General features: G+C 64.9%; 31 protein-coding genes and 1 pseudogene. 1 reads left to right on the top strand and 31 read right to left on the bottom strand.

Going from position 1 to position 19,282, the window contains the following annotated elements; genetic code table 11:
• Positions 1 to 258: 258 nt before the first annotated feature.
• The 28 genes and pseudogenes from rplQ to AC1DYP_RS13255 all read right to left on the bottom strand — a co-directional run.
• Complete coding sequence (gene rplQ, locus AC1DYP_RS13390) at positions 259 to 672, bottom strand: 50S ribosomal protein L17 (protein ID WP_056437811.1); 414 nt, start codon at positions 670 to 672, stop codon at positions 259 to 261.
• Between the two features lie 189 nt (positions 673 to 861).
• A complete protein-coding gene (locus AC1DYP_RS13385; RefSeq protein WP_018061159.1) occupies positions 862 to 1,878 on the bottom strand; it encodes a DNA-directed RNA polymerase subunit alpha in 1,017 nt (338 codons plus the stop codon).
• Positions 1,879 to 1,953: 75 nt separating this feature from the next.
• Positions 1,954 to 2,343, bottom strand: a complete 390-nt coding sequence (gene rpsK, locus AC1DYP_RS13380) for a 30S ribosomal protein S11 (RefSeq protein ID WP_018112960.1) — start codon at positions 2,341 to 2,343, stop codon at positions 1,954 to 1,956.
• Positions 2,344 to 2,356: 13 nt separating this feature from the next.
• Complete coding sequence (gene rpsM / locus AC1DYP_RS13375) at positions 2,357 to 2,725, bottom strand: 30S ribosomal protein S13 (RefSeq protein WP_035034191.1); 369 nt, start codon at positions 2,723 to 2,725, stop codon at positions 2,357 to 2,359.
• A gap of 174 nt (positions 2,726 to 2,899) precedes the next feature.
• Positions 2,900 to 3,469, bottom strand: a complete 570-nt coding sequence (locus AC1DYP_RS13370; protein ID WP_477035520.1) for an adenylate kinase — start codon at positions 3,467 to 3,469, stop codon at positions 2,900 to 2,902.
• 147 nt (positions 3,470 to 3,616) lie between these two features.
• Positions 3,617 to 4,975: a preprotein translocase subunit SecY gene (secY, locus tag AC1DYP_RS13365; protein WP_477035521.1), complete on the bottom strand. Its 1,359-nt coding sequence runs from the start codon at positions 4,973 to 4,975 to the stop codon at positions 3,617 to 3,619.
• Positions 4,976 to 5,250: 275 nt separating this feature from the next.
• Positions 5,251 to 5,736 (bottom strand): 50S ribosomal protein L15, encoded by a 486-nt coding sequence (gene rplO, locus AC1DYP_RS13360; protein WP_477035522.1) that lies wholly within the window; start codon positions 5,734 to 5,736, stop codon positions 5,251 to 5,253.
• A gap of 126 nt (positions 5,737 to 5,862) precedes the next feature.
• Entirely contained in the window at positions 5,863 to 6,051 is a 189-nt protein-coding gene (rpmD, locus tag AC1DYP_RS13355) for a 50S ribosomal protein L30 (RefSeq protein WP_477046722.1), read from the bottom strand.
• 3 nt (positions 6,052 to 6,054) lie between these two features.
• Positions 6,055 to 6,660, bottom strand: a complete 606-nt coding sequence (gene rpsE, locus AC1DYP_RS13350; protein ID WP_056437826.1) for a 30S ribosomal protein S5 — start codon at positions 6,658 to 6,660, stop codon at positions 6,055 to 6,057.
• A 10-nt stretch (positions 6,661 to 6,670) separates the two neighbouring features.
• Positions 6,671 to 7,027 (bottom strand): 50S ribosomal protein L18, encoded by a 357-nt coding sequence (rplR, locus tag AC1DYP_RS13345; protein WP_028041103.1) that lies wholly within the window; start codon positions 7,025 to 7,027, stop codon positions 6,671 to 6,673.
• 3 nt (positions 7,028 to 7,030) lie between these two features.
• Positions 7,031 to 7,564: a 50S ribosomal protein L6 gene (gene rplF, locus AC1DYP_RS13340; protein ID WP_477035524.1), complete on the bottom strand. Its 534-nt coding sequence runs from the start codon at positions 7,562 to 7,564 to the stop codon at positions 7,031 to 7,033.
• Between the two features lie 19 nt (positions 7,565 to 7,583).
• Complete coding sequence (gene rpsH, locus AC1DYP_RS13335) at positions 7,584 to 7,982, bottom strand: 30S ribosomal protein S8 (RefSeq protein ID WP_007662733.1); 399 nt, start codon at positions 7,980 to 7,982, stop codon at positions 7,584 to 7,586.
• A 10-nt stretch (positions 7,983 to 7,992) separates the two neighbouring features.
• Positions 7,993 to 8,298 carry a 30S ribosomal protein S14 gene (gene rpsN, locus AC1DYP_RS13330; protein ID WP_018061186.1) on the bottom strand — a complete coding sequence of 102 codons (306 nt, stop codon included), beginning with the start codon at positions 8,296 to 8,298 and terminating at the stop codon, positions 7,993 to 7,995.
• A gap of 21 nt (positions 8,299 to 8,319) precedes the next feature.
• Complete coding sequence (gene rplE / locus AC1DYP_RS13325) at positions 8,320 to 8,877, bottom strand: 50S ribosomal protein L5 (RefSeq protein ID WP_477035525.1); 558 nt, start codon at positions 8,875 to 8,877, stop codon at positions 8,320 to 8,322.
• The gene (gene rplX / locus AC1DYP_RS13320; RefSeq protein WP_056458330.1) at positions 8,870 to 9,184 is read right to left on the bottom strand and encodes a 50S ribosomal protein L24; all 315 of its coding nucleotides are present in this window, start codon (positions 9,182 to 9,184) and stop codon (positions 8,870 to 8,872) included. Before rplX ends, rplE begins: the two co-directional genes overlap by 8 nt.
• Positions 9,184 to 9,552 carry a 50S ribosomal protein L14 gene (gene rplN, locus AC1DYP_RS13315; protein ID WP_007662742.1) on the bottom strand — a complete coding sequence of 123 codons (369 nt, stop codon included), beginning with the start codon at positions 9,550 to 9,552 and terminating at the stop codon, positions 9,184 to 9,186. The genes rplX and rplN overlap by 1 nt, the downstream gene beginning before the upstream one ends.
• 17 nt (positions 9,553 to 9,569) lie before the next feature.
• Positions 9,570 to 9,809: a 30S ribosomal protein S17 gene (gene rpsQ / locus AC1DYP_RS13310; RefSeq protein ID WP_436027871.1), complete on the bottom strand. Its 240-nt coding sequence runs from the start codon at positions 9,807 to 9,809 to the stop codon at positions 9,570 to 9,572.
• Positions 9,810 to 9,819: 10 nt separating this feature from the next.
• Complete coding sequence (gene rpmC, locus AC1DYP_RS13305; RefSeq protein WP_012285673.1) at positions 9,820 to 10,014, bottom strand: 50S ribosomal protein L29; 195 nt, start codon at positions 10,012 to 10,014, stop codon at positions 9,820 to 9,822.
• Positions 10,011 to 10,451 carry a 50S ribosomal protein L16 gene (rplP, locus tag AC1DYP_RS13300; protein WP_012285672.1) on the bottom strand — a complete coding sequence of 147 codons (441 nt, stop codon included), beginning with the start codon at positions 10,449 to 10,451 and terminating at the stop codon, positions 10,011 to 10,013. The genes rpmC and rplP overlap by 4 nt, the downstream gene beginning before the upstream one ends.
• Positions 10,452 to 10,463: 12 nt before the next feature.
• On the bottom strand, positions 10,464 to 11,213 hold the full coding sequence (gene rpsC / locus AC1DYP_RS13295; protein ID WP_028041108.1) for a 30S ribosomal protein S3: 750 nt from the start codon (positions 11,211 to 11,213) through the stop codon (positions 10,464 to 10,466).
• Positions 11,213 to 11,593 carry a 50S ribosomal protein L22 gene (gene rplV / locus AC1DYP_RS13290; protein WP_012285670.1) on the bottom strand — a complete coding sequence of 127 codons (381 nt, stop codon included), beginning with the start codon at positions 11,591 to 11,593 and terminating at the stop codon, positions 11,213 to 11,215. Before rplV ends, rpsC begins: the two co-directional genes overlap by 1 nt.
• 3 nt (positions 11,594 to 11,596) lie before the next feature.
• The gene (gene rpsS, locus AC1DYP_RS13285; protein ID WP_012285669.1) at positions 11,597 to 11,875 is read right to left on the bottom strand and encodes a 30S ribosomal protein S19; all 279 of its coding nucleotides are present in this window, start codon (positions 11,873 to 11,875) and stop codon (positions 11,597 to 11,599) included.
• 3 nt (positions 11,876 to 11,878) lie between these two features.
• A complete protein-coding gene (gene rplB, locus AC1DYP_RS13280) occupies positions 11,879 to 12,715 on the bottom strand; it encodes a 50S ribosomal protein L2 (RefSeq protein ID WP_477035526.1) in 837 nt (278 codons plus the stop codon).
• 4 nt (positions 12,716 to 12,719) lie between these two features.
• Entirely contained in the window at positions 12,720 to 13,016 is a 297-nt protein-coding gene (locus AC1DYP_RS13275) for a 50S ribosomal protein L23 (protein WP_007662755.1), read from the bottom strand.
• On the bottom strand, positions 13,016 to 13,654 hold the full coding sequence (gene rplD, locus AC1DYP_RS13270; protein ID WP_477035527.1) for a 50S ribosomal protein L4: 639 nt from the start codon (positions 13,652 to 13,654) through the stop codon (positions 13,016 to 13,018). The genes AC1DYP_RS13275 and rplD overlap by 1 nt, the downstream gene beginning before the upstream one ends.
• Complete coding sequence (rplC, locus tag AC1DYP_RS13265; protein ID WP_028041113.1) at positions 13,654 to 14,421, bottom strand: 50S ribosomal protein L3; 768 nt, start codon at positions 14,419 to 14,421, stop codon at positions 13,654 to 13,656. Before rplC ends, rplD begins: the two co-directional genes overlap by 1 nt.
• A gap of 14 nt (positions 14,422 to 14,435) precedes the next feature.
• A complete protein-coding gene (gene rpsJ, locus AC1DYP_RS13260; RefSeq protein ID WP_004616952.1) occupies positions 14,436 to 14,744 on the bottom strand; it encodes a 30S ribosomal protein S10 in 309 nt (102 codons plus the stop codon).
• Between the two features lie 13 nt (positions 14,745 to 14,757).
• A pseudogene (locus tag AC1DYP_RS13255) lies at positions 14,758 to 14,854 on the bottom strand (hypothetical protein); the annotation flags it as partial.
• A 551-nt stretch (positions 14,855 to 15,405) separates the two neighbouring features.
• Here AC1DYP_RS13255 and AC1DYP_RS13250 point away from each other — a divergent pair.
• Positions 15,406 to 16,170, top strand: a complete 765-nt coding sequence (locus AC1DYP_RS13250; protein WP_477035528.1) for a hypothetical protein — start codon at positions 15,406 to 15,408, stop codon at positions 16,168 to 16,170.
• Between the two features lie 108 nt (positions 16,171 to 16,278).
• Here AC1DYP_RS13250 and AC1DYP_RS13245 read toward each other — a convergent pair whose 3' ends face one another.
• From AC1DYP_RS13245 to AC1DYP_RS13235, 3 genes are all read right to left on the bottom strand, one after another.
• On the bottom strand, positions 16,279 to 17,277 hold the full coding sequence (locus AC1DYP_RS13245; protein WP_477046721.1) for a glycoside hydrolase family 43: 999 nt from the start codon (positions 17,275 to 17,277) through the stop codon (positions 16,279 to 16,281).
• Positions 17,278 to 17,412: 135 nt separating this feature from the next.
• A complete protein-coding gene (locus tag AC1DYP_RS13240) occupies positions 17,413 to 18,252 on the bottom strand; it encodes a GIN domain-containing protein (RefSeq protein ID WP_477046720.1) in 840 nt (279 codons plus the stop codon).
• A gap of 124 nt (positions 18,253 to 18,376) precedes the next feature.
• Positions 18,377 to 19,276 (bottom strand): transcriptional regulator, encoded by a 900-nt coding sequence (locus tag AC1DYP_RS13235; RefSeq protein WP_477046719.1) that lies wholly within the window; start codon positions 19,274 to 19,276, stop codon positions 18,377 to 18,379.
• Positions 19,277 to 19,282 lie beyond the last annotated feature (6 nt).

Below are 19,282 nucleotides of genomic sequence, written 5' to 3'. Positions count from 1 at the left end.
TCGATCGCGAACAGAGCCACCCCGCCGGCCAGGATCACGCCCGCCGCGAGCGCGCCGCCGAACGTGCGCATGACACCGGAAATCTTCATCCTGATCCCCTCCCCCGAGAGTTCTTAATGATGAAGGATGAGGCGACGAGGTGAACAAAACCTCTACCAGGGCGGCAGCGGGGCCTGTTGCAACCTGTCGCAGGGGCCCAGACGCAAAAAAGGCCCCGGATCGCTCCGGGGCCTCTTCCGTCAGCCGAGGCTGAAAATCTTAGTCGTCCGAGTCGTTCGAGAACACCGGACCGGAGTCCTTGCCCTTGGCCGAGACGTCGCGGTCGACGAACTCGATGACGGCCAGCGGAGCGTTGTCGCCGTAGCGGAAGCCGGCCTTCAGGACGCGGATATAGCCGCCCTGACGGTCCTTGTAGCGGGGACCGATGGTGGCGAACAGCTTGCCAACTTGCTCGACGTCGCGGACGGTCGAGATGGCCTGACGACGCGCGTGCAGGTCGCCGCGCTTGGCCAGGGTGACCAGCTTTTCGACGAAGGGACGCAGTTCCTTGGCCTTCGGGAGGGTGGTGACGATCTGCTCGTGCTTGATCAGCGAGGCCGACATGTTGGCGAACATGGCGGTGCGGTGAGCGGACGTGCGACCGAGTTTACGGTGAGCCTTACCGTGACGCATTGTAGTGTCTCCTGGGCCATGGCCCGCTGTAGCGCGAGAAAAAGCGCTGATTGTCACCAATCCCAGCGGCGTCCCTGCCGGGTTCAGAACGAAGCGCCGGGGCCCTCCACCGCTGTTGCGGCTTCAAAAGGCCCAGGCCGCCCTGCGAGAGAGCGGCCCGGATTAAGCGCGGTACTCGATATACTCTTCTTAGATCTGGTCTTCGAACTTCTTGGCCAGGTCTTCGATGTTTTCCGGCGGCCAGTTCGGAACGTCCATGCCCAGGTGCAGGCCCATGCCGGCCAGCACTTCCTTGATTTCGTTCAAGGACTTGCGGCCGAAGTTCGGCGTGCGGAGCATTTCGGCTTCGGTCTTCTGGATCAGGTCGCCGATGTAGACGATGTTGTCGTTCTTCAGGCAGTTGGCCGAGCGGACCGACAGTTCCAGCTCATCGACCTTCTTCAGGAGCGCCGGATTGAACGGCAGTTCCGGCTTGGCCTCGTCGGCCGTCTTGGCCTTGGGCTCTTCGAAGGTGATGAAGATCTGCAGCTGGTCTTGCAGGATGCGGGCGGCGTAGGCCACCGCGTCCACCGGCGTGACGGCGCCGTTGGTTTCCACTTCCAGGATCAGCTTGTCGTAGTCCAGCGACTGGCCTTGACGGGTCGGCTCGACGCGATAGGCGACGCGCTTGACCGGCGAGTACAGGGCGTCGACGGCGATCAGGCCGATCGGCGCGTCTTCCGGACGGTTACGGTCGGCGGGGACGTAGCCCTTGCCGGTGTTGACCGTGAACTCCATGCGCACCGAAGCGCCGTCGTCCAGCGTGCAGAGCACGTGGTCGGGGTTCAGGATCTCGATGTCGGCCGGGGTTTCGATCTGACCAGCGGTCACCGGGCCGGGGCCCGTGGCGCGCAGGGTCATGCGCTTGGGGCCTTCGGCGTGCATGCGCACGGCCAGTTGCTTGATGTTCAGAACGATGTCGACGACGTCTTCGCGGACGCCCTCGAGCGAGGAGAATTCGTGCACCACGCCATCGATCTGGATGGCGGTGACGGCGGCGCCCTGAAGCGAGGAGAGCAGGACGCGGCGGAGAGCGTTGCCGAGCGTCACACCGAAGCCGCGTTCGAGCGGCTCAGCCACGATGCGAGCCTTGCGGGTCGCGTCGGCGCCAGTCTCGATTTGCGGCTTCTCAGGACGGATCAGCTCGTTCCAGTTTCTTTCGATCACGTGGTCGATCCCTTGAACGCGGCTCGCCGGCCGCGAATCTCGCAGCCGGCGATGGAGAATTGGGTCTTAATAGTACTAGACGCGACGACGCTTGGGCGGACGGCAGCCGTTGTGCGGGATCGGCGTCACGTCGCGGATGGTCGTGATGGTCATGCCGGCGGCCTGGAGGGCGCGCAGGGCCGACTCACGGCCCGAACCCGGACCCGACACGTTGACCTCGAGGGTCTTCACACCGTGCTCGGCGGCCTTCTTGCCAGCGTCTTCCGCAGCCATCTGAGCGGCGTACGGCGTCGACTTGCGCGAGCCCTTGAAGCCCATCATGCCGGCGCTCGACCAGGAGATGGTGTTCCCCTGGGCGTCGGTGATGGTGATCATGGTGTTGTTGAACGAGGCGTTCACGTGCGCCACGCCCGAGGTGATGTTCTTGCGTTCGCGCTTTTTAACGCGTGCCGGTTCCTTGGCCATCGTTCAGGCTGCCTTACTTCTTCTTGCCGGCGATCGGCTTGGCCGGACCCTTGCGGGTGCGGGCATTGGTGTGGGTGCGCTGACCGCGGACCGGCAGGCCCTTGCGGTGACGCAGGCCGCGGTAGCAGGCCAGGTCCATCAGACGCTTGATGTTCATCGAGTTTTCGCGGCGCAGGTCGCCCTCGACGGTGAAGTCCTTGTCGATCGTTTCACGGATCTGCAGGACTTCGGCGTCGGTCAGCTGATTGACCCGGCGGGCGTCATCGATGCCCACCTTCGTGACGATGTCACGAGCGGACTTCTGGCCAATGCCATGAATGTACTGAAGCGCGATCAAAACGCGCTTGTTCGTCGGGATGTTGACGCCTGCGATACGGGCCACGTCTAATGTTCTCCTAGTCACGCACTAAAGACGCGAACGGCGCGCCCGGCCCGGTCTTTCGACCCAGTCCGGCGCGCACAGATCGCGCCCTTTCGCGGAAGCGCCCCGTTATAGGGATAGTTGCGCGTCCGTCAATGGCGGAATCCGCTCAATCGAGAGGATTCCAACGAAGTCTTAAGCCACGACAGAGAGCGCGGCGTCGATCGACGCGGCCACGGTGTCCACCGAGGCCATGCCGTCCAGTTCCGTGAGCTTGCCTTGCTCACGATAGTAGGGGAGCAGTGGAGCGGTCTGGGCGTTGTAGGCCGCCAGCCGCGTCACGAACACTTCCGGATTGTCGTCGGGTCGGCCCTGCTCGGCGAATCGCTTGGAGATCCGCTCGATCAGAGCCGGCTCGTCTACCTTGAGTCGGAGAACGGAGTCGATCTTCTGACCCCGCTTGGCCAGGATCGCGTCCAGGGCCTGGGCCTGGGGAACCGTCCGCGGGAAACCGTCGAAGATGGCGCCTCCGGCGGCTTCCGCCTCGGGCAGCCGATCCTCGATCAGGGCGATGACGATCTCGTCGGTGACCAGCTCGCCGCGGTCCAGCACGCCCTTGACCTTTTGGCCGAGCTCGGAGCCCGAGGCGATGGCGGCGCGCAGCATGTCGCCGGTCGACAGCTGGACCATGCCCCGCTGCTCGACCAGGCGCTTGGCCTGGGTGCCCTTGCCCGCCGCCGGCGGCCCGAACAGGATCAAGTTCATCAATGCGCTTCCTGCGTTTTCACGGGTCTGCCGCCCGCGTCCGCTCAGACCTAGAGTGCGTTCGCTAAAAACGGAAGCCGGTTTGTGACAAACCGGCTTCCGCGTTCTCGCCTTACGTCGCGTCGGCTTCCCTTTCGAGAGATGGGGCTAGCGCCCCTTGCCGCCGCGCAGCTTCGACTTCTTGATCAGACCTTCGTACTGGTGCGCCAGCAGGTGGGACTGGATCTGGGCGACCGTGTCCATGGTCACGGTCACGACGATCAGGATCGAGGTGCCGCCCAGGGCGAACTTGGTCGGGCCCAGGCTGCCCATCAGCAGTTCCGGCAGGATGCAGACCGCGGTGATGTAGGCCGCGCCGATCACCGTCAGGCGGGTCAGGACGTAGTCCAGATATTCCGCCGTCCGCTTGCCCGGACGGATGCCCGGCATGAAGCCGCCGTACTTGCGCAGGTTCTCCGCCGTCTCGTCGGGATTGAACACGACCGAGGTGTAGAAGAACGAGAAGAAGATGATCAGGGCCGCGTACAGCACCATGAACAGCGGCTGGCCGTGCTGCAGGGCGCCGACCACGCTGGGCAGCCATTGCAGCCAGTTGGGCAGGTTGGCGGTGGCCAGGAAGCCCATGGCGGTCGTCGGCAGCAGCAGCAGGCTGGAGGCGAAGATCGGCGGGATGACGCCGGCGGTGTTCAGCTTCAGCGGGATGAAAGAGGTGTCGCCGCCGATCATCCGGTTGCCCTGCTGGCGCTTGGGATAGTGGACCAGCAGGCGGCGCTGCGAGCGCTCGATGAAGACGATGGCGAAGATCACGGCCACGGCCAGCACGCCGACGGCGAACAGGGCGAAGCCCGACATCGCCCCGGTCTGCACCTGGGTGAACATCTGCACCACGCCCAGCGGCAGGGCGGCCACGATGCCGGCGAAGATGATCAGCGAAACGCCGTTGCCGACGCCCCGGCTGGTGATCTGCTCGCCCAGCCACATCAGGAACAGGGTGCCGCCGGTCAGGGACACGACGGTCGAGATGATGAAGAACAGCGGCGCGATGCCGCCGACCACCATGCCCGCCTGGCTCTGCAGGCCCACGGCGATCGAGAACGACTGCACCAGGGCCAGCACGACCGCCAGGTAGCGGGTGTACTGGTTGAGGGTCTTGCGGCCGGCTTCGCCGCCTTCCTTCTTCAGCTTTTCCCACGGCGGATACACCGAGCCCATCAGCTGCACGATGATCGAGGCGCTGATGTAGGGCATCACGTTCAGCGAGAAGACGGCCATGCGCTGCACGGCGCCGCCCGAGAACATGTTGAACATGCCCAGGATGCCCTTCGACTGCTGCGAGAACGCGGCGGCGAAGGCTTCCGGATTGATCCCCGGGATCGGCACATAGGTGCCGAGCCGATAGACGATCAGGGCGATGAGCGTGAACCAGATGCGCTTGTGAAGTTCGGTGGCCTTCTGGAAGGACCCGAAGTTCATATTGGCTGCGAGTTGTTCGGCGGCCGAGGCCATTCAAATCCCCACGTCGAGAGCGCGCGCCGCATCCGCGGTCAGGTCGCGCTCCAAGCATTAATCCGAGCCAGGTCCGGCTGGCGGTGAATCGCCGGGGCCGGACAGAGCCCGAGTACGGAGCCGTACATAGGTGAGGCTCGCCGCGATGTCACGGCGAGCCTCGTTATTCTGTCATCCCGATGGGAAACTGCGGGGGCGGCGGGGGTGTCCCCTGCCCTCCCCGCGATCCCGGCGACGGCGCCAGAAAGCGCCGCGTCCGGGATGACATTATCGTCTTAGGCTTCGGCTTGAACCTTGGCCTTCTTGGTCACGGTCACCGAACCGCCGGCGGCTTCGACGGCCTTGATGGCCGCTTCGGTCGCCGAATAGACGGTCAGCTTCAGGGCGGTCTTGATCTCGCCCTTGCCGAGCAGCTTCACGCCGTCCAGTTCGCGACGGATCACGCCGGCGGCGACCAGGTCAGCAGCGGCCAGCGTGGCGCCGGCCTTGAACTTGCCAGCGGCCACGGCCTGCTCCAGGCGCCACAGGTTCACTTCAGCGAACTCCAGGCGGAAGGGGTTGTTGAAGCCGCGCTTAGGCATACGCATGTGCAGCGGCATCTGGCCGCCTTCGAAGCCGGCGATGGCGACGCCCGAGCGCGCCTTCTGGCCCTTCACGCCGCGACCACCGGTCTTGCCCTTGCCCGAACCCGGGCCGCGGCCGATGCGCATGCGGCCCTTGGTCGAGCCGGGAGCCGGAGCCAGTTCATTAAGCTTGGTCATGTGTGCCTCTCCTTGGAGATCTGCGCCCGGCCAGCGGCCGGACTCGGCTTTTGAAACGATAGAAACTTCAAACGAAAACCACCCCGGCTTTCACCGGGGTGGTGATTTCGACGTCTCGTAGCAGAACTACTCGACGATTTCCAGCAGGTGCTGGACCTTGCGGATCATGCCGCGCACCGAGGGGGTGTCTTCCAGCTCGGACTCGCGGCCCAGCTTGTTGAGACCCAGGCCAGCGAGCGTAGCGCGCTGGGTGGCGTTGCGGCGGATCGGGCTGCCGGTCTGGCGAACCTTCACGGTCTTGGTTTGCGTAGCCATGTCTTAGCCCTCGATGGCGTCCGGAGCCGAGGCTCCGTCGGCGCGGCGGCCGAGAATGTCGCCAACCTTCTTGCCGCGCTTGGCGGCGATCTGGCGGGGCGACGATTGGACCTTCAGGGCTTCGAACGTGGCGCGCACCATGTTGTACGGGTTCGAGGAACCCGTCGACTTGGCCACGACGTCCTGGACGCCCAGGGTTTCGAGAACCGCGCGCATCGGACCACCGGCGATGACGCCCGTGCCGGGAGGGGCAGCGCGCATCATGACCTTGCCAGCGCCCCAACGGCCGTAGCCGTCGTGGTGCAGGGTGCGCGACTCGCGGAGCGGGACGCGGACCATGGTCTTCTTGGCTTCTTCGGTCGCCTTGCGGATGGCTTCCGGCACTTCACGCGCCTTGCCATGACCGTAGCCGACGCGGCCCTTTTGGTCGCCGACGACCATCAGAGCAGCGAAGCTGAAGCGACGGCCGCCCTTAACGGTGGCGGCGACGCGGTTGATGTGGACGAGCTTTTCGACGATGTCGCTGTCGACCCGCTCTTCAGGGGCGTTGCGGTCGCGTCGGTCCCGGCGAGGACCGCCTTCACCGCGCTGTTGGTCACCACGAGCCATGATGTTTCCCTTAGAAGTTCAGGCCGGCTTCGCGCGCGGCGTCGGCCAGGGCTTTCACCCGTCCGTGGAAGATGTAGCCGCCGCGATCGAAGACGACGTCCTTGACGCCCTTTTCGATGGCGCGCTCGGCGACGAGCTTGCCGACGAGGGCAGCCGCGTCCTTGTCCGCGCCCTTGGCCGAACCTTCACCCTCGAGGGTGGAGGCCGAAGCCAGGGTCACGCCGCGTTCATCATCGATGACCTGGGCGTAGATGTTCTTGGACGAACGGAAGACCGACAGACGCGGGCGACCATTGGACAGGGCCTTGAGGCGGGTGCGGGTGCGTTGGGCACGACGCACGGCGGATTCGCGAGGTGAGAGCGCCATGGCTTACTTCTTCTTGCCTTCCTTGCGGCGAACCTTCTCGCCAGCATACCGCACGCCCTTGCCCTTGTAGGGCTCCGGCGGACGAATGCGGCGGATTTTCGCGGCAATCTCGCCAACCGCCTGCTTGTCAGCGCCGGCGATCTTGATTTCGGTTTGCTTCGGAACCGCGAAGGTGACGCCGGCCGGAGCCTCGACGTCCACATCGTGGCTGAAACCGAGCTGGATGGAGAGCGCGGTGCCCTTCATCGCGGCGCGGTAACCGACGCCCACCAGCTCGAGGGTTTCCTCGAAGCCCGTGGTGACGCCTTGCACCATGTTGGCCACCAGCGTGCGGGACAGACCCCACATCGACTTGGCGCGCTTGCTCTCATCGCGCGCCGTCAGCAGGAGGTCGGAACCTTCCTGCGAAACGGCGATCTCTTCGGCGATGGTCCAGGCGAGTTGCCCCTTGGGGCCCTTCACCGTGACCGTCTGCCCGTCGATCGTGACTTGCACGTTCGAGGGGATTGCGACGGCCTTCTTACCGATACGTGACATGCTCTGTTCCCTCCCGCGCCTAGTAGACGCGGCAGAGGACTTCGCCACCGACATTAGCGTCGCGTGCGGCGGAGTCCGACATGACGCCCTTCGGCGTCGAAAGGATCGAGATGCCCAGGCCGTTCTTGATCGGCTTCAGGTCCTTGATCGACGAGTAGACGCGGCGACCAGGCTTGGACACGCGGCTGATCTCGGCGATCACGGGCTCACCGTCAAAATACTTGAGCTCGATCTCGAATTCGGGGAACGCACCGGGCTTCTCGACCAGCGAGTAGCCGCGGATGTAGCCTTCGTCGGCCAGCACGTCCAGGACGCGGGCGCGCAGCTTGGAAGCCGGCGTCGCAACCTTGGCGCGCTTGCGCGTGGCGGCGTTCTTGATGCGAGCGATCATATCGCTCAGGGGATCGTTCATCGACATCTGATCGTCCTCACCAGCTCGACTTGACGAGGCCGGGGATCTGCCCTTGCGAACCCAGTTCGCGCAGAGCAATCCGGCTCATCTTCAGCTTGCGATAGTAGGCGCGCGGGCGGCCGGTCACTTCGCAACGGTTGCGAATGCGAACAGCCGACGAGCTGCGCGGAAGCTTCGCGAGCTTCAGGCGGGCTTCGAAGCGTTCTTCCAGCGGCAGGCTTTCGTCGTTGGCGATCGCCTTCAGCGCGGCGCGCTTGTCGGCGTATTGCTTGACGAGGGCCTTGACCGCGAGATTACGGTTAACGGCGCTTTTCTTGGCCATGGTGTGTTTCCCTGCCCGCTCTTAATTCGTGAACGGGAACTGGAATTCCTTCAGGAGAGCCTTGGCTTCCTGATCGGTCTTCGCAGTGGTGCAGACGATGATGTCCATGCCCCAGATCTGTTCGATCTGGTCATAGTTGATTTCCGGGAACACCAGGTGCTCCTTCAGGCCCATGGCGTAGTTGCCACGGCCGTCGAAGCTCTTGCCGTTCAGGCCGCGGAAGTCCTTCACGCGCGGCAGCGCGATCGTGACCAGGCGGTCGAGGAATTCGTACATCCGGTCCTTGCGGAGGGTCACCTTGGCGCCGACCACCATGCCTTCGCGCAGCTTGAAGCCGGCGATGGACTTGCGGGCCTTCGTGGGGACCGGCTTCTGGCCGGCGATGGCCATCAGATCCTTCAGCGCGGTCTGGGCCTTCTTGGAGTCGGCCACAGCTTCGCCGATGCCCATGTTCAGGACGATCTTGTCCAGCTTGGGGATCTGCATTTCGTTCGTGTAGCCGAACTGTTCCTTCATCGCGGCGCGGATGCGCGCGCGATATTCGGACTTCAGCCGCGGCTCGTAAGCTTGATCAACCATTGATCACCTCGCCCGTGGTCTTGGCCACGCGCACCTTCTTGTCGCCTTCGATCTTGAAGCCGACGCGGGTGGGCTTGCCGTTGGAATCCACGATGGCGACGTTCGAGACGTGCAGCGCGGCTTCCTTGCTCTTGATGCCGCCTTGCGGATCAGCCTGAGTGGCCTTGGTGTGGCGTTGAACCAGGTTCACGCCTTGGACCAGGACACGGTTGTCTTTGACGAGGACCTTGGTCACAGCGCCTTGCTTGCCCTTGTCCTTGCCGGCCAGGACGACAACGCGGTCGCCCTTCTTAATCTTGGCAGCCATTACAGCACCTCGGGGGCGAGGGAGATGATCTTCATGTGGTTCTTGGCGCGCAGTTCGCGAGGAACCGGGCCGAAGATCCGCGTGCCGACCGGCTCGCTCTGCTTGTTGACGATGACCGCGGCGTTCTTGTCGAAACGGATCAGCGACCCGTCCTTACGCTTCATGCCTTGGTTCACGCGAACGACGACGGCGCGAAGCACGTCACCCTTCTTCACGCGGCCGCGCGGAATGGCTTCCTTCACGGACACGACGATCACGTCACCGACGCTGGCGTAGCGACGACCTGCGCCACCCAGCACCTTGATGCACATGACCCGGCGGGCGCCGGAGTTATCGGCGACTTCCAGGTTAGTTTGCATCTGGATCATGGTTCAAACCTTCCAGATTAAGCAGAAGCCTTGGGAAGGACTTCCCAGGTCTTCAGCTTGGACTTCGGAGCGCACTCAACGATGCGAGCAATCTCGCCCGCCTTGTACGCATTGCTCTCATCGTGCGCGTGGTACTTCTTGGACCGACGCACGATCTTCTTCAGCAGCGGGTGAACGATGGTCCGTTCAACCTTAACCACTACGGTCTTGTCGCCCTTATCGGAGACGACAACCCCTTCGAGGATACGCTTGGGCATATCGTTCTCCTTAAGCCGCGGCCTTGGCGCGCAGCACGGTCTTGATGCGGGCGATTTCCTTGCGGATCTCGCCAACGCGGTGGGTCTTTTCCACCTGACCGGTCGCCGCCTGGAAGCGCAGGTTGAACTGCTCTTTCTTCAGGTTGAGCAGTTGCTCGGCGAGTTGGTCGGGAGTCATGCCCCGGATGTCTTGGATCTTGGTCATGCCGCTTCGGCCTCCAGAGCCGCACCGGCGTCGATGCGGGTGACGACGCGGGTACGGATCGGCAGCTTGGCAGCGCCGAGACGCAGGGCTTCGCGCGCGATATCGTCCGGCACGCCGTCGATTTCGAACATGATGCGGCCCGGAGCCACGCGAGCGGCCCAGTGGTCCACGGCGCCCTTGCCCTTACCCATCCGGACTTCAGCCGGCTTGCCGGTGACCGGCACGTCCGGGAAGATGCGGATCCAGACGCGGCCTTGACGCTTCATCTGGCGGGTGATGGCGCGACGAGCAGCTTCGATCTGGCGAGCCGTGATGCGCTCCGGCTCGACGGCCTTCAGGCCGTACGAACCGAAGTTCAGCAGGGTGCCGCCCTTCGAGGTGCCGTGGATACGGCCCTTGAACTGCTTGCGATACTTGGTTTTTTTCGGTGACAGCATAGCGCTCTATCCTTAGCCCCGATCGCGACGGCCGCGGTCGCCCCGGTCGGGACGATCGCCGCGCTCGCGCCCACCACCTTCGCCGGCAGGGCCGGACTCAGTGGCGAGACGCTTGTCGAGCGCCATCGGGTCATGCTCCAGCACTTCGCCTTTGAAGATCCAGGTCTTCACGCCGATGATGCCGTAGGTGGTCTTGGCTTCCGCGAAACCGTAGTCGATGTCGGCGCGCAGCGTGTGAAGCGGCACGCGACCTTCGCGATACCATTCCATACGCGCGATTTCCGCGCCGCCGAGGCGGCCCGACACGTTGATGCGGATGCCCTTGGCGCCAAGACGGACGGCCGATTGGATCGACCGCTTCATGGCGCGACGGAAGGCGATACGACGCTCGAGCTGCTGGGCGATGGACTCGGCCACCAGCTGCGCATCGGTTTCGGGCTTACGGATTTCGACGATGTTCAGGTGAACTTCGCCTTCCGTCATCACCGACAGGTCCTTGCGGAGCTTGTCGATGTCAGCGCCCTTCTTGCCGATGATGACGCCCGGACGGGCGGCATAGATCGTGACGCGGCACTTCTTGTGCGGACGCTCGATGATGATGCGCGAGACGCCGGCTTGATACAGGCGCTTCTTCAGCATCGCACGGACCGCGAGGTCTTGGTGCAGGAGCTTGCCGTACTGTTCGCCGTCGGCGAACCAACGGCTGTCCCAGGTACGGTTTACGCCGAGCCGCAGCCCGACCGGATTGACTTTCTGACCCATCAGGCGGCCTCACCCAGTTCGCGGACCACGATGGTGATCTCGGAGAACGGCTTTTCAACGCGCGTCGCACGGCCGCGGGCGCGGGGCGAGAAGCGCTTCATCACCAGGTTCTTGCCCACATAGGCCTCGGCGACGACCAGCGAGTCGATGTCGAGGTTGTGGTTGTTCTCGGCGTTGGAGATCGCCGAATACAGCGCCTTGCGGACGTCCTGAGCGATGCGCTTGTGGCTGAATTCGAGCTCGTTCAGAGCGCGCTGGACGTTCAGGCCACGGATGGACTGAGCGACCAGGTTCAGCTTGCGGGCGCTGGTGCGCAAGGTGCGAACCTTGCACATCGCTTCGTTGGCCGGCAGGCGGCGAGGTTGTTTAGCTTGGCTCATGGCCTACTTCCTCTTCGCCTTCTTGTCGGCGGCGTGGCCGGGGAAGTTGCGGGTGGGAGCGAACTCACCGAACTTCATGCCGACCATGTCTTCCGACACGGAGACGGGAACGTGCTTTTGACCGTTGTGCACGCCGAACACCAGGCCGACGAACTGCGGCATGATGGTCGAACGGCGCGACCAGGTCTTGATGACGTCCTTGCGGCCCGACGCCAGCGCGGCGTCGGCCTTCTTCAGGAGGTACCCGTCGACGAACGGGCCTTTCCAGACGGAGCGGGTCATGGCTTAGCGGCCCTTTTTCGCTTTGTGGCGCGAACGGATGATGAACTTATCCGTGGCCTTGTTGACGCGGGTCTTGGCGCCCTTGGTCGGCTTGCCAGCCGGGGTCACCGGGTGACGGCCGCCCGAGGTGCGACCTTCACCACCGCCGTGGGGGTGGTCGACCGGGTTCATGGCGACGCCGCGGACGTGAGGACGACGGCCCATGTGACGAACGCGCCCGGCCTTGCCGAGGTTTTCGTTCATGTGGTCCGGGTTCGACACGGCGCCGACGGTGGCCAGGCAGGTGTCGAGCACCATGCGCAGCTCGCCCGAGTTCAGACGGATCTGAGCGTAACCGGCGTCACGACCGACCAGCTGGGCGTAGGCGCCGGCCGAACGGGCGATCTGGCCGCCCTTGGCGGGCTTCAGCTCGACGTTGTGGATGATCGTGCCGATCGGCATGGTCCGCAGCGGCGAGGTGTTGCCCGGCTTCACGTCGACCTTGTCGGCGGTGACGACTTCGTCGCCTGCCTTCAGGCGTTGCGGGGCCAGGATGTAGGCCAGTTCGCCGTCCTGATACTTGATCAGGGCGATGAAGGCGGTGCGGTTCGGATCGTACTCAAGGCGAACGACGGTAGCCGTGCCTTGCTTACGACGCTTGAAGTCGACCAGACGGTACAGGCGCTTGGCGCCGCCGCCGCGGAAACGGACCGCGATGCGGCCATTGCCGCCACGACCGCCCGACTTGGTCAGACCTTCGACCAGCTTCTTTTCCGGGCGGCCCTTGTGGAGCTCGCTGCGGTCGATCAGCACCAGGCCGCGCTGGCCGGGGCTGGTCGGGTTAAAGTGCTTCAAGGCCATCTGATTAGAGCCCCGTCGTGATGTCGATCGACTGGCCTTCGGCCAGGGTCACGATGGCTTTTTTGACATCGGAACGGCGTCCGATGATGCCACGGAAGCGCTTGGTCTTGCCCTTGGTGACCAGGGTGTTGACCTTGGTGACCTTGACCTTGAACAGCTCTTCGACTGCGGCGGCGATTTCGTCCTTCGACGCATCGGCGGACACGCGGAAGACAACCTTGTTCTGCTCGCTGAGCAGGGTGGCCTTCTCGGTGATCACCGGCGACAGGATCGTGTCGTAGTGGCGGGCGGTTGCGGCCATCAGGCGGCTTCCTTCTCAGCGAAACGGGCCGAGATCGCTTCCACCGCGTCCTTCGTGAGGACCAGGGTGTGGCGACGCAGCACGTCATAGACGTTCAGGCCGGCGTTCGGCAGCACGTCGATGTTCGGAATGTTGCGGGCGGCGAGCTTGAAGTTGCCGTCCACTTCCGGACCCGCGATGACCAGCGCGTTCTTCAGGCCGATCTTGTCGAAGGTGGCGCGCAGGGCGGCCGTCTTCGGGTCGGTCAGAACGGCGTTGTCCAGCACGATGATCGAGCCGGCCTTGGCCTTCGAGGACAGAGCGTGGCGCAGAGCCATGGCGCGGATCTTCTTGGGAAGATCGAACGCGTGGCTACGGACGACAGGGCCGTGGGCCTTGGCGCCGCCGACGAACTGAGCCGCACGGCGCGAACCGTGACGGGCCGAGCCGGTGCCCTTTTGCTTGTACATCTTCTTGCCCGTACGAGAGACCTCGTTGCGGACCTGAATCTTGTGGTTCCCGGAGCGGCGCTTGGCCAGCTGCCAGGTGACGACGCGCTGCAGGATGTCGCCGCGGATGTCGGCGATGCCAAAGATGGCGTCGTCGAGATCAACGGAGCCGGCCTTGCCGCCGTCCAGTTTGATGACGTCGAGTTTCATTAGCCTTCGCCCTCTTCGGTCGTCGCCGCGGGGGCTTCCTCAGCGGGGGTTTCAGCGGCGGCGGCCGGAGCCTCGCCAGCCTTGCGGAAGGCGCCCGGACGCGGCAGGTCGGCCGGAGCGGCCTTCTTGATCGCGTCGCGAACCTTGACGTACGAGCCTTCCGAGCCGGGGACGGCGCCCTTGACCAGGATCAGGCCGCGCTCGACATCCACTTTCCAAACGGTGACGTTCAGGGTGGTGACGGTTTCCTGACCCAGGTGACCGGCCATCTTCTTGCCCGGGAACGTACGGCCCGGATCTTGGCGGTTGCCCGTCGAGCCGTGCGAACGGTGCGAGACCGAGACGCCGTGGGTGGCGCGCAGACCGCCGAAGTTCCAGCGCTTCATGGCGCCGGCAAAACCCTTACCGACGGTGATGCCCTGGATGTCGACCTTCTGGCCGGCGACGTAGTGGTCGGCGGTGAATTCCGCGCCCACTTCGATCAGAGCGGCTTCATCGACGCGGAATTCGGCGACGATCCGCTTGGGCTCGACCGAGTTCTTGGCGAAGTGACCGCGCATGGCGTTCGGGGTGTTCTTCGGCTTCTTGGCGCCGGCGCCGAGCTGGAGGGCGGTGTAGCCATCCTTCTCAACGGTGCGCTGAGCCGTGACCTGGCAACCATCCAGCGACAGGACGGTGACCGGGACGTGCTGTCCGGTTTCATCGAAGAAGCGGGTCATGCCCAGCTTCTTGGCGATCACGCCAGTACGATTAGCGGGGAGAGTCATCTGTTCGGCCCTCCTTACAGCTTGATTTCGACGTCGACGCCGGCCGACAGGTCGAGCTTCATCAGCGCGTCCACGGTCTGCGGAGTCGGATCAACGATGTCGAGGACGCGCTTGTGCGTGCGGATCTCGAACTGCTCGCGCGACTTCTTGTCGACGTGCGGCGAGCGGTTGACCGTGAATTTCTCGATAAGCGTGGGCAGGGGGATCGGGCCCCGTACCGTCGCACCCGTGCGCTTGGCCGTGTTCACGATCTCGCGCGTGGAATGATCCAACACGCGGTGATCGAAGGCCTTGAGCCGGATGCGGATGTTCTGACGATCCATATCGCTCGGTTTCCTAGTGGGCTGCGCCCGCGTCTCGAACCATTTCAAAGACCAACTCGGATCCTCCCGGGGGAGACTCCGAACGCAGCGTCCGCAAAACAAATAGGCCCCGGCGGTCACCCGCTAGGGCCGGTGACTGAAAACCGAGCCCTAAAAGGCCCGGTCGGCAGTCGTTCGCGAACCGCGTTTAAGCCCGAAAGCTCACAGCCGGTCCAACAGAAGGGGGCTTTTACGTGCCAGAATCGTTTTCGTCAAGCGGTTCCAGAGCCTGTTTCGAAGGCGACGAAAGCCCCCTTCCCTTCGCCCGTTCGCATGTTCCGGACCGGTCAAGACGGTCGTCCAGCCACGCTCCCGAAGCTCGGCCGACGGCCTGGCGCGCCGCCTTAATATAAAGGACCCGATTGCGGCGCGATAAACCGTCGATCGATGAAACATGCCTTTCCAGGGCCGACTATAGGGCATGAACGTGCGGGCGCTCGCGATAGGAATCTCCAGGCGTTTCCGCAAGTGTCATAAAACTGCATCATTTCGCCGATGACCGGTCAAGCTGGTCTTGTGACCCTGGGCGAAGCTCCATAAATCCGCCGCCTCGACGGACGAGCGGCCCTCCCCAAAACGACCGCCCGCCGATCGAGGCCACACAGTAAGGGGATTACCCACTATGAAGACCCAACTCTTTGCCGCCGCCGCCGTCCTGGCGCTGGCCGTCTCGGCTCCCGCCTTCGCCCAGAACGTCGGCTCGATCGGCGCCGCCGTGAACTACAACGACGTGAAGGCCACCGGCCTCGACGCCGATGGCACCTCGGTGAAGGTCGACGGCAACGTCGCCATCCCGACCGGCGCCTGGACCGTGACCCTGAACGGCAACGTCTCGGTCAGCGACAACGACCTGAGCGACGAAACCGTCGCTTCGACCGCCGCCCACGCCACGACCCTGGTCGCCGGCGACACCGTCCGCGTCGGCGGCTTCGCCGCCCTGTCGCGTCCGTCGAACGACACCCTGTGGGCCGTCGGCGCCGAAGCCTCCAAGTACTTCGACAAGGTCACCCTGACCGGCCTGGCCGCCTACGGCCAGTCGAACGACCTGGACGCCGACCTGTGGGCCGTCCGCGGCGAAGCCCGCTACTTCGTTTCGGACGACTTCCGTCTGGACGCCGGCGCCGGCTACTCGAACCTGGACGGCGACGCCGGCCTGAACGCCGACATCTGGGACGTCAATGTCGGCGGCGAATACAAGTTCGCCAACACCGGCTGGTCGACCTTCGGCAAGTACACCCACACCGAGTCCAAGGACCTGGCCGACCTGAACGCCGAAGCCGTGAAGGTTGGCTTCCGCTACACCTTCGGCGGCAGCCTGAAGACCCGCGACCGTTCGGGCGCCGACCTGATCGACGCCGACACCCTGTTCGGCTTCGGCGTCCGCTAAATCGGACCCGTTCGCCCTATAGCGGACTAAAGGAACGCCCCGGAGCTCAGGCTCCGGGGCGTTTCACTTTATATATATGCAGCGAGAGCGTGGTTCGGCGAACCCGTCTCACCTCGGTGCGGTCAGCCCACCCTCCACCGGCGCCTCGCGGTCGACCGACAGCGCACCGCCCGCCTCCTTCAGTTCCGCCACCTGCACCACGGTCCGCTGGCCCCAGTACGGGTCGGCCTTGGCCTCCGGCTCGTTGGACTGGTGGACGAAGTAATAGAGGAACGCCCTGCCCCCGCTGACCACCACGTCCGGGTGCTGACCCTTGGCGGTGTCGGTGGCTTGCGTTCCCGGCTGCTCGAGCAGCCGGCTCGACTGCAGGGTCCAGGTCTCGGCGTCGTCGGAGCGCAGGACGATCAGGCCTTTCCAGGCGTCGGCGATCATCCACCAGGCGCCCTTGAAGCGGAACACCTTGGGGCCCTCGGCGGCCATGTCGACCACGGGCTTGTCGCCGACCGGCTTCCAATGGACCAGGTCGGGACTTTCGACGGCCATGATCCGGCTGCCCTTGCGCTCATCCTTGTACCAGAGGCGGTAGCGGCTCCCGATCTTGACCACGCTGGCGTCGATCACCCGGTCCGAGCCCAGGTCCGGCGTGTCGCCGCAGGTCCAGGCCTTCAGGTCCTTGCTGGTCAGATGGACGAGGCGAGCGGTCGCGCCCTTCTCGCCCCAGCGGTGGAAGACGCCCGGCACGACGGTCAGCCACAGATGATAGACGCCGCCCTCGGCATAGAGCTCCGGGGCCCACAGGGTCTCGCCGGTGCATTCAGCGGGGATCTTCGCCTCGCCCGCATAGGTCCAGGCCATGCCGTCCCTGGAGGTAGCCATGCCGATCGGCGTGGCGTGGACCCAGGCGACGTCCTTGGGATCGGGCGCTTCAAAGGTGGCGCGGCGGTTGGTGTAGAACATCACCCATTCGCGGTGGGCCCTGTCGAACACGATCGAGACGTCGGCGGCGCCGTCGGTGGCCGGATCGCGATAGAGCGGCTTGGGCGCGGCGGCCTGTGAAGCGACGGGCAGCGCAAGGGCGCCGATCAGAGCCAAGGCTCGCAGAGTCATGCCGCTTCCCTCGATGAACTTGCCGGCAGTCTAGTCGGCGCGAGGGAAATCACAACGTGGGAAGGCGTCCCACATATTGTTCGCCCCGATCTCCGCGAAGAGACCGGGGCGAACAATCTTCAGGAAAGTCGGCGACTAGCGGCCGATGATCACGTCGCCCGAGCCGGCGACCGACTTGTGCACGGGACCGTTGGCCTTGGCGATGCGAACGTCGCCCGAGCCGGCCACCGAGATCTCGACCGCGTCGGCCTCGCCGCCGAAGTCGACGTCGCCCGAGCCCATGACGCTGACCTCGACCGACCGCGAGCGGCCGCCGCTGACGGTGACGTCGCCGGAGCCGGCGATGTTGGCTTCGAGCTTGCCGTTGACGCTGGCGGCGGTCACCCCGCCCGAACCGGCGATGTTGATCTCCAGGTCGCCGCCGATGTTCTGGGTCTTCACGTCGCCGGAGCCGGCGATGTTGATCTCGGCCGAGCCGGCGCTGCCGGCCTTGGTGTCGCCCGAACCGGCCTGGTTCAGCTCGAACTTGCCCCGGACGTTGGCGACGGTCCAATCCCCGCAGCCGGCGTTGGACAACTCCAGGTGCTCGCTGCGGCCGACATTGCCGAACACCGCGCCGGCGGCGGCGACCTGGGCATCCATCGGCACCCGGACCACGACCTGCGGGATGTCTTCCCACTTCACGTCGCCGACGCCGCGCACATGGACCACGCGCTTGCCCATCACCGTGTTGCAGCCGTTGATGCGGTTCATCTTCAGCCCGCCGTCGACCGTCACGTTCGAGCCGTTCTGGCGGATGCTCAGCGGCAGGCTCTGGTTGGTGGTCAGGAATTCGACCTTCACGTCGGACCGCGCCTCGGGGATCACCTCGACCCGGGCCACGGCGTCCTTGAACTTGACGGACGGGTCGGCGCAAGCAGCGCCGGCGAAACCCAGAGCGGCGGCGGCGGTCGCCAGAAGCAGAAGAGCGCGCATCGGTTGTTCCCTCGAAACAAAAGCGTTGTTGAGGGAAAGCTAGCCGGGCGTTTATCGAGAAACGACTTAATTCGAGGTCATGACCCGCTTGTCATGATTGGGCCGCAATCCAAGCGGCGCCGGTTCAAGCCTTGGCGTCGCCCAGTTCGAAGCTGCGTTCGAAGCCCTTGATGCGGTCCTCGACCAGCCCCACGCGCTTCATCGCCAGGGACGCCGCCCACAGCCCGGCGCGCGCCGCCATGGGCGTCTTGCGCATCGGCGCGACCGGCGCGCCCCAGCGGCGCAGCACGCCGTTGGCGTAGTGTGCGCCATTGGTCAGGCGCGAGCCCCAGGTCTGGTAGTCCACCGACAGCGAGACGTTGAACGTGCCCTGGTTCTCGATCCGGTGCGGGGCGTGCAGCGGCCAGGCAACGGCCATGCCGGGCTCCAGGTCGAAGACCTGGGCCTGGGCGTCCATCGCCCGGTGGTACGGCAGGTCCTCGGTCTGTTGCTTGAGCGCGATGTTCTCCATGCCCTGCTGGGGCATGTGCGCCTCGTCGTTCGGATAGATCCAGATCCGCTTGCGGCCGCGGATGTGGAACAGCGCCACGCCCGGCGCGTCGGCGTGGAACGGCACCTTGGCCTGCGGGGCCGACATGATCAGCTGGCCGTTCAGTTGGATCGGCTTGAAGCCCGGCGCCTGGCGGCTGATCTCGGCGAAGGCCTTGGCGATCAGGACACCCAGTTCGGGATACCAGGCCTCGGCCCGGCGCAGCTGCACCCAGATCCGGCCCTGCTTGACCCCTTCCAGCACTTCGCGCCCCGGCAGACGGCCGCGCGCGCCGGTGCGCATGGTGGCCTGGCCCTCGTCGTCGAAATCGAACAGGTTGATGTCGTAGAGCTCGGCCGGATAGGCGTCGAGCAGGCGCGCCAGGGGCTCGTCGTCGAACAGGCCGGTCTCGGCCAGGCCATGGCGGAAGGTGATCGGCGTCTTGCCGAAGGCGGACTTCTGGTCGGCCGACCAGTCGGCGATGAGGCTGGACATGACAGG

Source organism: Caulobacter sp. P1_D6, assembly GCF_056406095.1.
The sequence above is the reverse complement of the archived record's forward strand: the minus strand, read 5'-3'. Positions and strand labels throughout refer to the sequence as shown.

Coding starts and splice junctions, on each gene's coding strand:
- rplQ (WP_056437811.1), bottom strand. CDS start 672: ATGCGTCACGGTAAGGCTCACCGTAAACTCGGTCGCACGTCCGCTCAC.
- rpsK (WP_018112960.1), bottom strand. CDS start 2,343: ATGGCCAAGGAACCGGCACGCGTTAAAAAGCGCGAACGCAAGAACATC.
- AC1DYP_RS13370 (WP_477035520.1), bottom strand. CDS start 3,469: ATGAACTTGATCCTGTTCGGGCCGCCGGCGGCGGGCAAGGGCACCCAG.
- secY (WP_477035521.1), bottom strand. CDS start 4,975: ATGGCCTCGGCCGCCGAACAACTCGCAGCCAATATGAACTTCGGGTCC.
- rplO (WP_477035522.1), bottom strand. CDS start 5,736: ATGACCAAGCTTAATGAACTGGCTCCGGCTCCCGGCTCGACCAAGGGC.
- rpmD (WP_477046722.1), bottom strand. CDS start 6,051: ATGGCTACGCAAACCAAGACCGTGAAGGTTCGCCAGACCGGCAGCCCG.
- rpsE (WP_056437826.1), bottom strand. CDS start 6,660: ATGGCTCGTGGTGACCAACAGCGCGGTGAAGGCGGTCCTCGCCGGGAC.
- rplR (WP_028041103.1), bottom strand. CDS start 7,027: ATGGCGCTCTCACCTCGCGAATCCGCCGTGCGTCGTGCCCAACGCACC.
- rplF (WP_477035524.1), bottom strand. CDS start 7,564: ATGTCACGTATCGGTAAGAAGGCCGTCGCAATCCCCTCGAACGTGCAA.
- rpsH (WP_007662733.1), bottom strand. CDS start 7,982: ATGTCGATGAACGATCCCCTGAGCGATATGATCGCTCGCATCAAGAAC.
- rpsN (WP_018061186.1), bottom strand. CDS start 8,298: ATGGCCAAGAAAAGCGCCGTTAACCGTAATCTCGCGGTCAAGGCCCTC.
- rplE (WP_477035525.1), bottom strand. CDS start 8,877: ATGGTTGATCAAGCTTACGAGCCGCGGCTGAAGTCCGAATATCGCGCG.
- rplX (WP_056458330.1), bottom strand. CDS start 9,184: ATGGCTGCCAAGATTAAGAAGGGCGACCGCGTTGTCGTCCTGGCCGGC.
- rplN (WP_007662742.1), bottom strand. CDS start 9,552: ATGATCCAGATGCAAACTAACCTGGAAGTCGCCGATAACTCCGGCGCC.
- rpsQ (WP_436027871.1), bottom strand. CDS start 9,809: ATGCCCAAGCGTATCCTCGAAGGGGTTGTCGTCTCCGATAAGGGCGAC.
- rpmC (WP_012285673.1), bottom strand. CDS start 10,014: ATGACCAAGATCCAAGACATCCGGGGCATGACTCCCGACCAACTCGCC.
- rplP (WP_012285672.1), bottom strand. CDS start 10,451: ATGCTGTCACCGAAAAAAACCAAGTATCGCAAGCAGTTCAAGGGCCGT.
- rpsC (WP_028041108.1), bottom strand. CDS start 11,213: ATGGGTCAGAAAGTCAATCCGGTCGGGCTGCGGCTCGGCGTAAACCGT.
- rplV (WP_012285670.1), bottom strand. CDS start 11,593: ATGAGCCAAGCTAAACAACCTCGCCGCCTGCCGGCCAACGAAGCGATG.
- rpsS (WP_012285669.1), bottom strand. CDS start 11,875: ATGACCCGCTCCGTCTGGAAAGGCCCGTTCGTCGACGGGTACCTCCTG.
- rplB (WP_477035526.1), bottom strand. CDS start 12,715: ATGGCCTTGAAGCACTTTAACCCGACCAGCCCCGGCCAGCGCGGCCTG.
- AC1DYP_RS13275 (WP_007662755.1), bottom strand. CDS start 13,016: ATGGCCGCAACCGCCCGCCACTACGACACGATCCTGTCGCCGGTGATC.
- rplD (WP_477035527.1), bottom strand. CDS start 13,654: ATGAAACTCGACGTCATCAAACTGGACGGCGGCAAGGCCGGCTCCGTT.
- rplC (WP_028041113.1), bottom strand. CDS start 14,421: ATGACTCTCCCCGCTAATCGTACTGGCGTGATCGCCAAGAAGCTGGGC.
- rpsJ (WP_004616952.1), bottom strand. CDS start 14,744: ATGGATCGTCAGAACATCCGCATCCGGCTCAAGGCCTTCGATCACCGC.
- AC1DYP_RS13250 (WP_477035528.1), top strand. CDS start 15,406: ATGAAGACCCAACTCTTTGCCGCCGCCGCCGTCCTGGCGCTGGCCGTC.
- AC1DYP_RS13245 (WP_477046721.1), bottom strand. CDS start 17,277: ATGACTCTGCGAGCCTTGGCTCTGATCGGCGCCCTTGCGCTGCCCGTC.
- AC1DYP_RS13240 (WP_477046720.1), bottom strand. CDS start 18,252: ATGCGCGCTCTTCTGCTTCTGGCGACCGCCGCCGCCGCTCTGGGTTTC.
- AC1DYP_RS13235 (WP_477046719.1), bottom strand. CDS start 19,276: ATGTCCAGCCTCATCGCCGACTGGTCGGCCGACCAGAAGTCCGCCTTC.